Here is a 14,307-nt window from a genome sequence, read left to right on the forward strand (position 1 = left end):
GAAAGTAATACAGATTAGCCTGTTTACCTTGTATTCTGTTAAAATGTTTGTTGAATGATCAGTTGAATGCTTTTTGCAATTCATCTAAATTCAAACCATCAAAATTGCCACTGCTCATCAATAATATATTTACATGATGTTTAGGCTGTTGGTATAACCAATTTTGTAATGCTTCTTTGTTATGAAAAATGCATACCTCCGGTTTTGCAAAGCCTTCTCGTAATAATGCTTCATTAATAAGCGGCATTTTTTTAATGGCTAATGCATGTTCTGCATAAAACACCGCACATGAGTCGGCCATTTGAAAAACGCCCTGATACTCTTTGAAAAAAGAGGCGTTGAGGCTGCTATAAGTATGTAATTCAAATACTGCTGTTAAATGTCGGTTCGGATATTGTTGTTTTACTGCCTCAATGGTTGCTTTTACTTTACTGGGTGCATGTGCAAAGTCCCTGAAAATAGTTACAGCATCTGTTTGCATAATAACTTCCAACCGCTTGCTGGCACCGGTAAAACTACACATGGCAGCTAAAAAAGCGGCTGCGTTAACACCCAGCACTTTGCAAACAAAATAGGCAGCATTTAAGTTAAAGAGATTATGATTTCCAAAAACCTTTAATGGCGTGGTAATGCCTTCAATTGTAATATAGGTAATACCATCCTTCACTTCGTGTTCAGGCAAAATATAAGGAATGTATTGAATATCATTTCGGGGATGTTTTTCAACCAAATCTTTTAATACGGCATCGGCAGCATTGTAAATCAGTATACCATGCTGTTCTATTTTCGATATAAAAATTTCGAACTGTGTTTTATAGATTTCAAAAGTTGGAAATACATTGATGTGATCCCATGCAATACCTGTTATTACAGCTATATGTGGGAATAAGAAATGAAATTTAGGCCTTTTATCTAATGCACTTGCCGGATATTCATCGCCCTCACAAACAATAACTGGCGCATTGGTCAGTTGAACGGATTGCTCAAAACCATTGAGTTGAGCTCCAATCAGGTAATCAAATTTTAATTGTTGTTGTTGCAAAACATGCATAATCATGGCAGTTGTGGTGGTTTTACCATGACTACCCCCTATCACTACCCGCTTTTTATTCCGGCTTTCATTAAAAATAAATTCAGGAAATGAATAAATTGGAATACCTAATGTTTTTGCCTGCATTAACTCCGGATTATCTTCCCTGGCGTGCATACCTGCAACCACTGCATCTAAATTATTTGTAATTTTTAAAGGAAACCATCCCAGCGCATTGGGTAATAAACCTGCAGCTTTTAAGTTAAAAAGTGCCGGTTCAAATATTTCATCATCCGAACCTGTAATGGTATACCCTTTTTTGGCAAGCGTAATGGCCAATTGATGCATTACATTTCCTCCAATGGCAATAAAATGAATATTTGGCATAAAATTTATTACTTGTTTTAACGTTTAAGTGCATAGGTAAATAAAAAAACAGCATTAAAGCAACATTTTGTAACGAATTCTTATCTTTGAATTTTGGTAAACAGCCAATTTGAACAAACACATTTTTTATGAGAAAAATTTTTATTGCAACAACACTTTTGATAATGGTAGCTTTTACCGTTAGTTCCTGTGTGTCATCCAGAGGACGTGGTTGCCCTACTACCAACAAAAATTACTTTAAACCATAACAGCTTTTTTTTGTTGCTTTGCATAAAAAGTACCTATGAACTGGAAAATACTTTCCACAGAAGATCAATTAGCGCAAATAAAACAGGCCTCATTCAAAACTCCTCAGGTAATATTTAAGCATAGCACCCGTTGCAATATTAGCAGTACGGCACTCAACCGATTAGAACGTGCAGCAATGCCAGAAGGCGTTGATTTTTATTTTTTAGATTTAATTCAATACCGTTCACTCTCTGCAAAAGTTGCAAACTATTTTCAGGTGCAACACGAATCACCGCAAATACTTTTAATTAAGAACGGAAGTTGCGTGTACGATGAAAGCCACATGTCTATTTCTATGGATGAGATAGTAGAAAATGCATTTACGCAGTAATCTACTATTTTTGTAGAAAAATAGAAAATATGTTGCACTGGCTTCAACAACCCTGGCCTTGGTATGTTTCCGGGCCTTTGATTGGTTTAATGGTTCCGCTTTTGTTGTTATTGGGCAATAAAGCATTTGGTATTTCATCCTCGCTGCGGCATATTTGTGCAGCTTGCCTGCCTGCAAAACTGCCCTTCTTTCATTATAACTGGAAAGCAGAGCGTTGGAATCTTTTTTTTGTTGGCGGTGTGATGGCAGGTGGCTTTATAGCCGCCCTTTTCCTTACCAATGGTAAACCCATAGCCATCAATCCGGCATTATTGCAACACCTCAATCAATACCAGATACAAGAGGGCAACAGTTTTGTGCCAACTACTATTTTTAGCTGGCAGGGACTACTAACACTCAGGGGTTTTATCATGATGGTTTTAGGCGGATTTTTAGTTGGGTTCGGTACCCGTTATGCCGGAGGCTGCACATCGGGACATGCCATTAATGGACTCAGCAATCTTCAATTACCTTCATTCATTGCCACCATTTGTTTTATGATTGGCGGATTTATCATGGCCAACTTTATTTTACCTTTTATTTTACAATTGTAACCATGCAAAACACAACAAGCATACAAAAAATAGATACAAATACTGATTTTGAAGTTCGTTCATTAGATACTATGTGCACGAATGACAGTAGTTTACAACATCCCTGGTGGTATAATTTAAAATATGTGATGGCCGGAATTATTTTTGGCATTATTTTAATCAAAGCAGAAGTGATTTCCTGGTTTCGGATACAGGAAATGTTTCATTTGCAAAGCTTTCACATGTATGGAGTAATTGGTTCTGCAGTTATTACCGGCGCTTTAGGTGTATTCATCATCAAAAAAATGCATTTAAAAACCATTCATGGAGAGCCCATCTTTTTTATACAGAAAAAATTCAGCAAAGGGCAGATATATGGCGGAATTATATTTGGTTTAGGATGGGCTATGACCGGTGCCTGTCCGGGACCACTTTATGCCCTGATTGGGTCAGGTATTACCGTTATATTGGTGGTTTTATTCAGTGCCACTGTTGGTACCTGGGTATATGGCGCTATTCGCGAAAAACTACCCCATTAAACTTTCGGCATCAATTTCACATTAGATAGCGTTTTAAAGATTATTACTAAGAGTTGCTTTCATTACCCAATCAAACTGTACATCCTTTCCCAAAATAAATTGTTGTTCACCTGCAATGGTAAATCCCTGTTTTTCATAAAATGAAATAGCGGGATGATTTTGTTTCCATGCAATGAGCCAAAGCAGGCTGCAAGCATTTTGTAGGGCCACCTGTTTAGCCATTTCTATGAACCGCTTACCTATTCCTAAATTTTTATAGTTTTTTACCACATACAATCTGGCAATTTCGAGTGCATGTTCAAAACATACATGATCGGGTTGGGTATGCAGTGCCAATTTACAATAACCAACAGGTATAGTACCGAACCAGGCTATGTAAAACAAATTTTCCGAATTTTTCCACTCTTTAAAAATGGTTTCATCATTCAAATTTGTTTCCAAATATAACTGCATATCTTCCGGAGTATTATAGGCATGGTAGGTATCGAAAAAAGTAGTGCGACTCAATTCAGCCAATTGTTGTAATTCTGAATTCAATACTTTGCGAATAATGAGGTCTGCATGTTGAATACCCGGCAATATTTCATTCATACCTTTAAGAGAAAGATGCATTTGCAGATAGCGGAATATCAATTACCTGACCTCTTTCGGTTTTAAGCATGCGAGAAGGATAACGATTAATCACTATAAAATCATGTGTAGCCATGATAATACTGGTACCATAATCTTTTGCAATTTGAAAGAGCAATTGCATAATTTCATCGCTGGTTTCGGGATCCAGATTTCCGGTAGGTTCATCTGCTAAAATTAATTTAGGAGAATTGAGTAGTGCACGGGCAATATCAACTCTTTGTTGTTCGCCTCCGCTAATTTCAAAAGCCATTTTAAAGCCTTTGCTTTTTAAACCAACTTTATCTAAAACATCATTAATTTTTTCGTCCATTAAACGTTCATCTTTCCATCCGGTTGCTCTTAATACAAAACGAAGATTTTGATGAATATTTCTATCGGTTAATAATTGAAAATCCTGAAAAACAACACCCAGATTTCTTCTTAAATAAGGCACTTTCTTCCAATTCATATCGCGCAGGTTAAACCCTACTACGTTACCCTGCCCTTCCCGAAGGGGTAATTCGCCATACAAGGTTTTTAATAAACTACTTTTACCGGTTCCGGTTTTACCCACCAAATACACAAATTCTCCTTTTTCAATGGTAAAATTTACATCCTGCAGTATTAAAGCAGATCCCTGATATATATTGGCATTACTGAGTGTTACAACTGGTTCCATGATAGCGCAATAATTTTTTGTATTACAGATGCTTAAAATTAAGTAAAAAGGGCTTTCAATTGTGTTAATAAGTATATTGAATAGAGCCAAATGCACCTTGAATAAATAATTCATTTTGCCGGGCTGCTTCGGTATGGCCAATAATTACAGCTTCAATATTAAACTGAGCAGCCGTTGCAATCATTTGTTGAGCAGCTTTTTCATTGGTAAAAACTTCTAACCGATGCCCCATATTAAAAACTTGAAACATTTCTTTGTTATCAGCTCCTGAATTTTGTTGAATTAGTTGAAAAACTGGCGGAATAGGCATTAAATTATCTTTTACCACTTTCAAAGGTTTGGGCAAGTATTTCATGCATTTGGTTTGTCCGCCGCCGCTGCAATGAATTATTCCATAAATATCTTCAAATTGTTGTTCTAACAATTGTTTTACCAACGGTGCATAGGTACGGGTTGGCGATAATAATAATTGGCCTACTGTATAATTTTTTTCATCAATGGCAATGGTATCTGTTAATCTTTTATTGCCGATATAAACTACATCATCGGGAAGGGTTGGTTCAAACGTTTCGGGATAATGTTGTGCATACCATTTGCTCAATACATCATGCCTGGCGCTGGTTAATCCGTTGCTGCCTAATCCACTATTATAAGTTGTTTCATAAGTTGCCTGGCCACTGCTAGCAAAACCAACAATTACATTTCCGACATCAATTTTATTGTTTGTAATTAATTTGTTTTTAGGCCATCGTGCAGCAATGGTTCCGTTAACGGCAATGGTGCGCACCACATCGCCCACATCGGCCGTTTCACCTCCTAAATAATGTATGTGAATGCCATAAGCAGCTAATTGATTAAAAAAATGCTGTGTGCCATTGATCAGTTGTTCTATAATTGCCCCATCAATCAAATGTTTATTTCTATCAATTGTAGAAGCAAAAATCATTTTATCATAAATGCCAATACATAACAGGTCATCAATATTCATGGCTACAGCATCCTGTGCAATGCCTTTCCAAACATCCATATTACCAGTTTCTTTCCAATACAAATAAGCTAAAATTGATTTGGTGCCCGCACCATCGGCATGGCTTACATTTATCATTTGCTCATCACCGCCCAGGTAATCAGGATATATTTTGCAGAAAGCATTGGCATATAACCCCTGATTCAAATTTTTGATAGCCTGATGAATTTCTTCTTTTTGGGCAGAAACGCCCCTTTGCGCATATAATGACATGAAAAAAATTTAATGTATACAATCGGAGCAAAGTTAAACAAAGCTTACATACAATTGTGCTAACGAATTTTTGTAGCAATGCTTTGTATTAAATTTGCATACCCGAAAAATCAGTTGCTTTAGCAAAGCACATCAATGGCATACTAAATAAGCCTTATGCAAGTACATAGAAATCTCACTTCATTACCCAAATTTCATCATGCAGTAGTTACCATTGGCACGTTTGATGGTGTGCATATTGGCCATAGAACCATTTTACAGCAATTAAAATCGGAAGCTGCTACCGTAAATGGGGAAACAGTGGTCATTACTTTTCATCCGCATCCCAGAAAAATTGTGGGCGATGTGCCGGATATTAAGATATTGACTACCCTGGAAGAAAAATTTTTTTTAATAGAAAAAGAAGGTATTGATCATTTGGTAGTGGTTCCCTTTGATGAAGATTTTTCTAAATTAAGTGCTGAGGCTTATATCAAAGATTTTTTATTTGAAAAATTTCATCCGTATACCATTATTATTGGCTACGACCATCATTTTGGGCACGATCGTACCGGAAACTTTGCATTATTGGAAAAATACGGCAAAGCATTGGGATTTTTCGTGAAGGAAATACCGGTTCAATTAATTGAAGCCGCAGCCATTAGTTCAACCCGCATCCGGAAAGCATTACTGCAGTGCGATATTGCAACAGCTAAGCATTTATTAGGGTATGATTATTTTTTTGCAGGCACTGTAATTACCGGCGATCAGTTGGGCAGAACCATTGGTTACCCTACTGCTAATATACAATTAGCCCATCCTGATAAATTGGTCCCGGGTGATGGGGTGTATGCCGTGCATTTTTATTATAAGGAATCGGCAGCCAGCCAATCTGCTGCCATAGCTTTTAAAGGTATGATGTATATTGGCAGCAGGCCTGTAGTAAATGGCAAACGAAGAGTAATTGAAGTAAATATTTTTGATTTTAACCGCGACATTTATGGCGCAACTGTACAGGTTGCTATTTTAGATTATATTAGAGGAGATATGCAATTAAGTGGCTTAGAAGCATTACAACAACAATTAGCCATTGATAAACGCGCTGTACTGAACGTACTACATGATTAACGGCATTATAACATTATTTTAGCCACCAACTCTTTCATTAAATCGGCACCGGAACTACCTGCATCATGAATACCAATACTTTTTAAATTGTATTCATGTAATAATAACAGTATTTGCTGTGTTTGCTGATAACTATAATATTTAACAGCAGCAGTATGATCGGCAATGGCATTGGGGTGATTACTGCCAATAATGGCGTTGGTATTTTTTGAGCCACTACCTGCCTCATGCAACATTAGTACCCTGCAAAAAAAACCGTGAATGGCAGGCAATACCAATTGTAACGGCCCTGCCTTTGGGTTGGCATCAAAATACTGAATAATTTTAATAGCCTTTCCCATGTTTTTTTGAGCAATGGCACTTTGCAGTTCAAAAACATTGAACTCTTTGCTAATACCCACATATTCTTCCACATCATCTTCTGTAATTTCTTTTCTGCCTTTTAAATTAAGGGTTAGTTTTTCAATTTCATTATACAGCCGATTTAAATCATTGCCAATGGCATCCACCAAAAGTGATAAAGCTTTGGGTTGAATAACATAACCCATATTTTGTGCAGTTTGCTTTACCCAAACCGGCAATTCGTTCTCATATAATTTTCGGGTAGTAAATACCTCATGTTTTTGCTTTAAAAGCTTTGCCATTTTGAGGCGGCCATCTAGTTTTTTCTCCTTATAGCCTACAATTAAAATAGTAGAAGTAAGTGGCTGTTCTATATAAGCCTCTAATTTTTCAATATCCTTCATTTGTTGTGCCTCTTTCAATAGCACCACTTGCTTATCGGCAAACATGGGGTATCGTCTACAGGCATTAATCAGTTGCGCCCAATCGGTATCCCGACCATAAAATACAGTTAAATTAAATCCCTTTTCAGCATCAGAAAGCAATTTTTCTTCTGCAAATTGCATTAAATGGTCAATAAAGTAAGGCTCCTCGCCTTCTAACCAATAAATTGGTTTAAACTGTTGCTTTTGCCAGTCGGTTAGAATTTTTTCGAAACTCATATCCGCAAAAATAAGCAGATAGGCAGGCTTTAAAAGCATTTGCTTGAATTGTGTATAAATTAGGAAAAGTTGTTCACTTAATTAATGTACTACTAGTATGTTATTTTCTTGCAAAATGGGTAATTGCATGAATTTTAAAATAATATTGGCTGTTACCACAACATCGCGTTCGCAATAGCTAACAATACGGCTTAAATTTTTTTCTTTATAGTACACTTCCTGCACCATACTGCCATTTATATCGGTTTTAGAGGTAGGTATTTGGAGTACTTCGGCTAATAAATCGAGAGAAATATAATTTTTGTTATCCCCAAATTTCCACCAGTTTAAAGTATCCATCATTTTTACTTCCCAAGGCTTTCTGTTGTGCAACTGCAGGCAGGCCGGTAAGGGTAATCCATTAATAATCATGCGCCGGCAAATATAGGGTATATCAAACTCCTTTATATTGTGGCCGGCAAAGGTAAAACCATGATGAATACTACTCATTTTACTGCATAGCAGCGAAAAATTTTCTAAAATCGGACGTTCATCATCACCATAAATACTCTTTACTTTTAAACAATTTTCTTTGGCTTCATTTTCATAAAAAAAAGCAGTTGAAATGCAAATAATTTTGCCAAATTCGGCCAAAATACCCGCCCGCATACGATAACTTTCTTCAGGTGTAATATTTTCTGGCACGGTTTTAGAAATTTTATTCCACCATAATGATTTCCACCTTTCAGACAGCTCATCATAATGAGCAGTTTGCGGAACAGTTTCAATATCCAATACCAATAAATCGCTGAGTTGCATGAAAATAATTTTAAACAAAATATTACCTTAAAGTTATGCTTTACGAACCAATAGAACCGCAACAGGTTGCTAAAAAAGATAAAAGGAACTGGATTTATTCGCTTTTTGTAGTAATGTTATTAGGAACATGGGCTTATATTATTTATGATAAAAGTACCACCACCCATTCTAAAGAACAATTACAGGCACAGGTAAACGCCATTGACAGTTCAAAGGCTGAATTAAGGGTTGAATTCAATGCCACCTCTGCCCGATTAGATGCTTTAACCGGCAAGCACATTCAGTTAATTGATAAACTGGCTGATAAAAACAAAACCATTCAACATTTAAAAAACAATATTGTGGTGTTATTGCAACAACGCAATACTACTACTACACAATTGTTACAGGCCAAAAAAATGATTGATGAATTAAATGAAAAAGTGAATGATTTATACAATGAACTGGCACTTTTACAAAGTAAAAACCAGGCATTAACTTTAGCCAATGAACAGTTAAACAATGACAAAGCCCAATTACAGGATACCCTTAGTAAAACGGTTGCATTCAACAATTATATAACCAATGAGGCTTCTACACTGCATGCTTCCAATTTTAGTATTGAAGCATTAAAATTACGCAACAATGGTAAAGAGAAAATGATTACCATTGCCAAAAAAGCAGATATTTTGCGAATCAATTTTGATTTGGATGAAAACAGAATAGCACCCAGCGGCGAAAAAGAATTATACATCTGTATCGTTAACCCAGATGGTGTTATTGTTTCTTCCGGCAATACCATCCTTACTAAAAAAGAAGGTGTAAAACCTTATACTGCAAAAGTAGTAGTGCAATATGAGCAGGGTAAAACTGCAACGGTTAATTTAAACTGGCGCAACAATGAAGATTATCAGCCCGGCGACTATACCATTATGGTTTACCAAAATGGATATAAAATAGGTCAGGGTTCTATTTTACTCAAGAAAAGTAGCCTGTTTGGTTAACAGATACATTCCAAATAAAATACAATTCAATATTTAAAAACAGTTTCACTATAAAAATACATTTACAAAGATTATTTTAGTACCGTAAAACATACAACTATGAGTTATACATCACCAACAGAAAACCCACAAAGCCAACCTTCCTCATCAGGAAGAGACAATCGCAAAACCTTTTATGGCATTTTAATTGCCGCCCTTGTTTTAACTTGGGGATATATCATTTATGACAAGAGTAAAACAAATGATATCATTTCTCAAAAAGAAACACAAATTTCAACAGCTTTAACCGCTAAAGATTCTTTACAGGTATTGTTCAATGATGCTTCTGCAAAGGCAGATTCACTCACCGGAAGTAACGTAAAATTACAAGGTGATTTGGCTGAAAAAAATAGCGAGATTTTAAAATTAAAATCAAATATCAGAGGTATTTTAAACAAAAAGAACGCTACAGAAGCCGAATTAAAACAGGCCAAAGAAATGATTGCAGAATTAAATGCAAAAATTGATAGTTTGTTTGCTGAAATTCAACAACTGAAAGGCGAAAACCAACAATTAACTGCAGCCAATCAGCAATTAACTACCGACAAATCACAATTAACTAGTCAGAACACTGAGCTACAAGGTAATTTATCAAAAACCCAAACAGAAAAAGCCAATATTGAAGACATTGCTTCTACACTGCATGCCTCTAACATCAATGTTAAAGCTGTGATTGTTAAAAAGAGCGGCAAAGAAGTAAGCACCAATAATGCCAAAAGAGCCGACATGTTTGTGATTACCTGCAATATTGATGAAAACAGGATTACACCAAGCGGCAAAAAAATCTTATATGTTTGTGTTACCAATCCTGATGGTACTCCATCCGGCACACAAGGTACTTTTAAGTTGAGAGATGGTAGCGATAAAGCTTATTCAAATGCAGTAGAAGTAAATTATGAACAAGGTAAAACATTACCGGCCAGTTTTAACTGGAAACCCGGCAGCAAATTTGAAGGCGGAGAGTATAAAATTGAAATTTATAATAATGGGTTTAAAATTGGCGAAGCCAAAAAAACCTTGAATAAAGGCGGACTTTTAGGCCTTTAATCTGTACACCCTTTTCTATCACATCTAACAAGCCGTCTCAATATCAATTGAGGCGGTTTTGTTTATTTTACATGGTTACCTTTCTTGCAAATGAAAAGTGGCGGTAAAAAATTACCACTTCAACATACATTCAAATTGTATCTTGCACTCATGGCAAAAAAAGTAAAAAAAGAACAACCTGTTATATTGGTTACAAATGATGATAGCATTGGCGCTCCGGGCATAAAAGCATTAGTAGAAGCAGTGATGGATTTAGGAAGAGTGGTGGTGGTAGCACCCGATAAACCCCAAAGCGGTATGGGACATGCCATTACTATTGGTCATCCGCTGCGATTACAAAAAGTACATTTTATAGAAGGCGTAGAAGCCTACACCTGCAATGGCACACCGGTAGATTGTGTTAAATTAGCAGTGGATAAAATTTTACACCGCAAACCCGATATTTGTTTAAGTGGCATTAATCATGGTGCCAACCATAGTATTAATGTAATTTACAGTGGCACCATGAGTGCTGCTATGGAAGCTGCCATTGAAAGTATACCTTCTGCCGGATTTTCGCTTTTAGATTATAGTATGGAAGCCGACTTTACTGCAGCTAAAATTTATGTGCGAAAAATTACAGAACAGTTATTGAAAAGAAAACTACCCAAACACTTATTGTTTAATGTAAATATTCCTGCTTTGGATGCAGGGCTTATTAAAGGCATTAAAGTTTGCAGGCAGGCTTACGCCAAATATGAAGAAGATTTTATTGAACGCACCGATCCGCATGGCAGAAAATACTATTGGCTTACCGGCGATTTTGTAAACTTTGATAAAGGAAAAGATACCGATGTATGGGCACTCAACAACAATTATGTTAGCATAGTACCCATTACATTTGATTTAACAGATTACCAACTGAAACAACAATTAGAAACCAACTGGCAATTATAATGTTTTTAAAAAAAGATCATATTCAATTAGGCATTGTGTTAGGTTTGTTAGCACCTTTTGCCGGCATGTTAGGTTTTTATTTTTGGCGTTTTAGAAGGTTAACCATTGTAGAATTTATACAATATTTAGGCATTGAAAAACACTTAATTACAGCCATGCTTAGTTTTTCATTGTTGGCCAATGCAATTGTATTTACCATTTATATTAATGCAAGAAAAGATAAAACAGCCAGAGGCATATTTGTAGTTACTGTAGTATATGCTATTGGCGTATTGCTATTAAAATTGTTTTACTAAAACAAACTTTAACACTAAAGCCGTAGTCGGCCTGCCTACCCGCAGTTCGAACTTTTTGAAAGTTGTGATAGGGGTGGCGGGGTTTTGAGGGGAATGTTATTTTTGTATGCGTATGGATGTTTTGTGAACAGGTGAATGGTACATTTTATTCCACAAGCAGGTAGGCAAATAGCCAATTGGCTTATAGGAATATTGTTGATAGTAGCTGAAAGCTACAAAAAAGTACGGCGTAGGCAAAGCCATACGCCAAGAGAAAATTTTTACTTTTGATAAACTACGCTGAGGGGCAAAATATTATTAATAATTAATGTTTCCCTATTCCAGGTGGAACTATTATCATGTATATTATTAACTAACCAACTGTACAAAAAAAGAAAATAGCAAGGGAAATTATTATCCCCACTTTTTTACTAATTCCAAAATTTTTATTAATAATTTTTTCATATCTTCCCTTTTTAACATAAACATATACTAATGAATAGTATATAATAAGGGCAACGATTACAACTAAATACGCTGGTGTTTTAAAATTGCTTTCAGCCCATATTGTATCTTCTAAATTTATTTCTACAATAACAAATATTCCAGTTAATGCAATTACAACTCCATATATTGCCTGTTCTAAAGGTGTATTCCAAGCAAGCCTTTTTTTTCGCTGCTCAAACCATTGCGTTAAGTGATAAACTAAAAAATCAAATATTATCATAACTAATTTATTTTTTAAAATAATCTACAATACCATCTACAGCAATAGTTCCTAAATTCTATCCTAATTCAACTTCAGCCCCTCCACCGGCTAAAAATACACCAGTGGCAGTAGCTTCTGTACCTTTCCAAATAGCCAAACCTACATGTCCTTGATTCCATTCTGAACGTGCCTCTTTGGCATTAGCATAAACTGAATAGACCCCTGTTACTTTTTGAATAAATCCCAGAAATGGTATTTTCTTTAATGGAGTTATGGTATTTTTTGTTTTGGTAAGAATGTTTGATAGTTTTTGTGCTCCTTGCAAATTGGCATCCGTTAAAGTCAATGCCTTATCTAAAGCATCTGTTGTTTTTGTGATAACATTTTCAACTGTAGAAGAATGATTTGCTTCTTGTTTATTTTTACCATTTGTATTGCCTTCTTTTGAAGTTGATTCACCATTATCATTAAAAGAGGGTATATTTTTTAAATTAGGTTCTTGGTTATTATTACCACCAGGTGGTATCGGGCCATCATTCTTTTTTTTCTTTTTATCACCTCCTTCAGATTCTTTGGATGTACCTTCCCCTGAAATATCTCCATCAACTGTTGTTACCGTTAGCCCTCCCTCAAATGTAGCGGAATGATTATAAATAGAACCAGTGGGATCTTGTGCCCAGTTTGCACTCTCCGCTTCCATCCCATCTCTATCAATAAACCTAATTGGATTATCCAATGCATAATTATACGGAGAGAAGCGGCGCATTTGGTCGGCCAATGGGTCTATACCAGTTCACAACACCACTGCTGCCTACAACGCTAAATCCTACGCTAATATACTGAAATGGATCATTCTATACAATATAATTAATATAAGATTTTTGATGGAGCGTTAATTGATTGCATATGTGTAAAACAAAAAGGCAACCCTTTGAAGGATTGCCTTTTGAAGCTTTCGTCGGCATGGCTACCAGCGATTCTAACTTTTTTAAGGATGTGAAGGCTGTAGGGCGCAGGCACAGCCATATGACAGGAGAAAATTTTTACTTTTGATAAACTAGGCTGAGGTTAGGGGCTTTTCTGTTTAGCTTCTATTTCGCTTTACAATTTCCCTGGTCTGAAAAATGCAACTGCAAAAATCAATAAGAAAGATAACGCTACGTAAACGGCAACAATAGCATTACCCTTCTTTCTTTCTGTTTCGCTTTCTTGTGAATACTTATTAAGCACTGCAGTACGTTTATTTTTTCTATAGTAAAGCATTGCTAAAATAATCATTACTGCAGTAAGCCACGCCCCTTCCTTTGGGTCTTTAAAGAAAAAAGTACCAATGCCTATTTTCGCTAAGAAAGCGTTTACTATCATAATATGAAATAGTTAAAACTTAATCTGACAGTTGGGTTAAATTGCAAATGAAATAACAAACAATTTAACCACTTTAAAAACTGTCAGAAATGAATGTAGAATCAAAGTTAATCCAAAGCAAATTAGGATTACTCAAATTAGCAGAAAAATTAGGTAACGTATCAGAGGCTTGCCGTGTTTACGGTTACAGCCGCGATAGCTTTTACCGCATTAAAGAACTCTATGATACAGGCGGTCCGATTGCCTTGAAAGAAATTAGTCGCAAAAAACCAATTCCGCAAAACAGAATTGAGCCGGAAATTGAGAAGGCTGTTGTAGAAATGGCTTTTGAAAATCCTGCTTTGGGTCAGTTGCGTGTATCCAACG

18 protein-coding genes are annotated in these 14,307 nt (G+C 36.0%); 9 read left to right on the forward strand and 9 right to left on the reverse strand.

Annotation, left to right across the window (positions count from 1 at the left end; genetic code table 11):
• Window positions 1–58 precede the first annotated feature (58 nt).
• Window positions 59–1,417, reverse strand: a complete 1,359-nt coding sequence (locus A0F92_RS03120; RefSeq protein WP_068241531.1) for a UDP-N-acetylmuramate--L-alanine ligase — start codon at window positions 1,415–1,417, stop codon at window positions 59–61.
• Between the two features lie 283 nt (window positions 1,418–1,700).
• On the opposite strand from A0F92_RS03120, the gene ytxJ reads away from it, so the two are divergent.
• Genes ytxJ through A0F92_RS03135 form a run of 3 tightly spaced genes read left to right on the forward strand, consistent with a single transcriptional unit; the run spans window position 1,701 to window position 3,147 of the window.
• Window positions 1,701–2,036 (forward strand): bacillithiol system redox-active protein YtxJ, encoded by a 336-nt coding sequence (gene ytxJ / locus A0F92_RS03125; protein WP_068241533.1) that lies wholly within the window; start codon window positions 1,701–1,703, stop codon window positions 2,034–2,036.
• A 29-nt stretch (window positions 2,037–2,065) separates the two neighbouring features.
• Window positions 2,066–2,629, forward strand: a complete 564-nt coding sequence (locus tag A0F92_RS03130) for a YeeE/YedE family protein (RefSeq protein ID WP_068241535.1) — start codon at window positions 2,066–2,068, stop codon at window positions 2,627–2,629.
• 2 nt (window positions 2,630–2,631) lie between these two features.
• A complete protein-coding gene (locus A0F92_RS03135; protein ID WP_068241537.1) occupies window positions 2,632–3,147 on the forward strand; it encodes a DUF6691 family protein in 516 nt (171 codons plus the stop codon).
• Window positions 3,148–3,180: 33 nt separating this feature from the next.
• Here A0F92_RS03135 and A0F92_RS03140 read toward each other — a convergent pair whose 3' ends face one another.
• From A0F92_RS03140 to A0F92_RS03150, 3 genes are all read right to left on the reverse strand, one after another.
• Complete coding sequence (locus A0F92_RS03140; protein ID WP_167516772.1) at window positions 3,181–3,738, reverse strand: GNAT family N-acetyltransferase; 558 nt, start codon at window positions 3,736–3,738, stop codon at window positions 3,181–3,183.
• A 4-nt stretch (window positions 3,739–3,742) separates the two neighbouring features.
• Entirely contained in the window at window positions 3,743–4,438 is a 696-nt protein-coding gene (locus A0F92_RS03145; protein WP_253810105.1) for a cell division ATP-binding protein FtsE, read from the reverse strand.
• A 64-nt stretch (window positions 4,439–4,502) separates the two neighbouring features.
• Window positions 4,503–5,678 (reverse strand): AIR synthase related protein, encoded by a 1,176-nt coding sequence (locus tag A0F92_RS03150; RefSeq protein ID WP_068241539.1) that lies wholly within the window; start codon window positions 5,676–5,678, stop codon window positions 4,503–4,505.
• Between the two features lie 156 nt (window positions 5,679–5,834).
• On the opposite strand from A0F92_RS03150, the gene A0F92_RS03155 reads away from it, so the two are divergent.
• Complete coding sequence (locus A0F92_RS03155; RefSeq protein WP_068241541.1) at window positions 5,835–6,785, forward strand: bifunctional riboflavin kinase/FAD synthetase; 951 nt, start codon at window positions 5,835–5,837, stop codon at window positions 6,783–6,785.
• A 5-nt stretch (window positions 6,786–6,790) separates the two neighbouring features.
• On the opposite strand, the gene holA is transcribed toward A0F92_RS03155, so the two are convergent.
• Window positions 6,791–7,789: a DNA polymerase III subunit delta gene (holA, locus tag A0F92_RS03160; RefSeq protein WP_068241636.1), complete on the reverse strand. Its 999-nt coding sequence runs from the start codon at window positions 7,787–7,789 to the stop codon at window positions 6,791–6,793.
• Between the two features lie 81 nt (window positions 7,790–7,870).
• Window positions 7,871–8,587 carry a ribonuclease H-like domain-containing protein gene (locus tag A0F92_RS03165; RefSeq protein ID WP_068241543.1) on the reverse strand — a complete coding sequence of 239 codons (717 nt, stop codon included), beginning with the start codon at window positions 8,585–8,587 and terminating at the stop codon, window positions 7,871–7,873.
• 35 nt (window positions 8,588–8,622) lie between these two features.
• Here A0F92_RS03165 and A0F92_RS03170 point away from each other — a divergent pair, with 35 nt between their 5' ends.
• From A0F92_RS03170 to A0F92_RS03185, 4 genes are all read left to right on the forward strand, one after another.
• Window positions 8,623–9,570 (forward strand): hypothetical protein, encoded by a 948-nt coding sequence (locus A0F92_RS03170; RefSeq protein ID WP_068241544.1) that lies wholly within the window; start codon window positions 8,623–8,625, stop codon window positions 9,568–9,570.
• Window positions 9,571–9,669: 99 nt separating this feature from the next.
• Window positions 9,670–10,656 carry a hypothetical protein gene (locus tag A0F92_RS03175; RefSeq protein WP_068241546.1) on the forward strand — a complete coding sequence of 329 codons (987 nt, stop codon included), beginning with the start codon at window positions 9,670–9,672 and terminating at the stop codon, window positions 10,654–10,656.
• Between the two features lie 150 nt (window positions 10,657–10,806).
• Complete coding sequence (gene surE / locus A0F92_RS03180; RefSeq protein ID WP_068241638.1) at window positions 10,807–11,592, forward strand: 5'/3'-nucleotidase SurE; 786 nt, start codon at window positions 10,807–10,809, stop codon at window positions 11,590–11,592.
• Window positions 11,592–11,888 (forward strand): hypothetical protein, encoded by a 297-nt coding sequence (locus tag A0F92_RS03185; RefSeq protein WP_068241547.1) that lies wholly within the window; start codon window positions 11,592–11,594, stop codon window positions 11,886–11,888. Before surE ends, A0F92_RS03185 begins: the two co-directional genes overlap by 1 nt.
• 352 nt (window positions 11,889–12,240) lie before the next feature.
• Here the strand turns inward: A0F92_RS03185 and A0F92_RS03190 are convergent, their stop codons facing one another.
• The 3 genes from A0F92_RS03190 to A0F92_RS03200 form a co-directional block, all read right to left on the reverse strand.
• On the reverse strand, window positions 12,241–12,594 hold the full coding sequence (locus tag A0F92_RS03190; RefSeq protein ID WP_068241549.1) for a hypothetical protein: 354 nt from the start codon (window positions 12,592–12,594) through the stop codon (window positions 12,241–12,243).
• A gap of 58 nt (window positions 12,595–12,652) precedes the next feature.
• Window positions 12,653–13,312, reverse strand: a complete 660-nt coding sequence (locus A0F92_RS03195) for a hypothetical protein (RefSeq protein ID WP_167516773.1) — start codon at window positions 13,310–13,312, stop codon at window positions 12,653–12,655.
• A 365-nt stretch (window positions 13,313–13,677) separates the two neighbouring features.
• On the reverse strand, window positions 13,678–13,941 hold the full coding sequence (locus tag A0F92_RS03200) for a hypothetical protein (protein WP_068241553.1): 264 nt from the start codon (window positions 13,939–13,941) through the stop codon (window positions 13,678–13,680).
• An 89-nt stretch (window positions 13,942–14,030) separates the two neighbouring features.
• On the opposite strand from A0F92_RS03200, the gene A0F92_RS03205 reads away from it, so the two are divergent.
• Window positions 14,031–14,307 (forward strand): helix-turn-helix domain-containing protein (locus A0F92_RS03205; protein WP_167516643.1); only part of this gene is annotated, 277 nt, incomplete at its 3' end.

Source organism: Hydrotalea flava, from assembly GCF_001623405.1.
GTDB classification, from domain to species: Bacteria; Bacteroidota; Bacteroidia; order Chitinophagales; family Chitinophagaceae; genus Hydrotalea; species Hydrotalea flava.

What these genes read in the sequence shown, in the direction of transcription:
- A0F92_RS03120 (WP_068241531.1), bottom strand. Translation starts at nt 1,417, where the DNA reads ATGCCAAATATTCATTTTATTGCCATTGGAGGAAATGTAATGCATCAA.
- ytxJ (WP_068241533.1), top strand. Translation starts at nt 1,701, where the DNA reads ATGAACTGGAAAATACTTTCCACAGAAGATCAATTAGCGCAAATAAAA.
- A0F92_RS03130 (WP_068241535.1), top strand. Translation starts at nt 2,066, where the DNA reads ATGTTGCACTGGCTTCAACAACCCTGGCCTTGGTATGTTTCCGGGCCT.
- A0F92_RS03135 (WP_068241537.1), top strand. Translation starts at nt 2,632, where the DNA reads ATGCAAAACACAACAAGCATACAAAAAATAGATACAAATACTGATTTT.
- A0F92_RS03140 (WP_167516772.1), bottom strand. Translation starts at nt 3,738, where the DNA reads ATGAATGAAATATTGCCGGGTATTCAACATGCAGACCTCATTATTCGC.
- A0F92_RS03145 (WP_253810105.1), bottom strand. Translation starts at nt 4,438, where the DNA reads ATGGAACCAGTTGTAACACTCAGTAATGCCAATATATATCAGGGATCT.
- A0F92_RS03150 (WP_068241539.1), bottom strand. Translation starts at nt 5,678, where the DNA reads ATGTCATTATATGCGCAAAGGGGCGTTTCTGCCCAAAAAGAAGAAATT.
- A0F92_RS03155 (WP_068241541.1), top strand. Translation starts at nt 5,835, where the DNA reads ATGCAAGTACATAGAAATCTCACTTCATTACCCAAATTTCATCATGCA.
- holA (WP_068241636.1), bottom strand. Translation starts at nt 7,789, where the DNA reads ATGAGTTTCGAAAAAATTCTAACCGACTGGCAAAAGCAACAGTTTAAA.
- A0F92_RS03165 (WP_068241543.1), bottom strand. Translation starts at nt 8,587, where the DNA reads ATGCAACTCAGCGATTTATTGGTATTGGATATTGAAACTGTTCCGCAA.
- A0F92_RS03170 (WP_068241544.1), top strand. Translation starts at nt 8,623, where the DNA reads ATGCTTTACGAACCAATAGAACCGCAACAGGTTGCTAAAAAAGATAAA.
- A0F92_RS03175 (WP_068241546.1), top strand. Translation starts at nt 9,670, where the DNA reads ATGAGTTATACATCACCAACAGAAAACCCACAAAGCCAACCTTCCTCA.
- surE (WP_068241638.1), top strand. Translation starts at nt 10,807, where the DNA reads ATGGCAAAAAAAGTAAAAAAAGAACAACCTGTTATATTGGTTACAAAT.
- A0F92_RS03185 (WP_068241547.1), top strand. Translation starts at nt 11,592, where the DNA reads ATGTTTTTAAAAAAAGATCATATTCAATTAGGCATTGTGTTAGGTTTG.
- A0F92_RS03190 (WP_068241549.1), bottom strand. Translation starts at nt 12,594, where the DNA reads ATGATAATATTTGATTTTTTAGTTTATCACTTAACGCAATGGTTTGAG.
- A0F92_RS03200 (WP_068241553.1), bottom strand. Translation starts at nt 13,941, where the DNA reads ATGATAGTAAACGCTTTCTTAGCGAAAATAGGCATTGGTACTTTTTTC.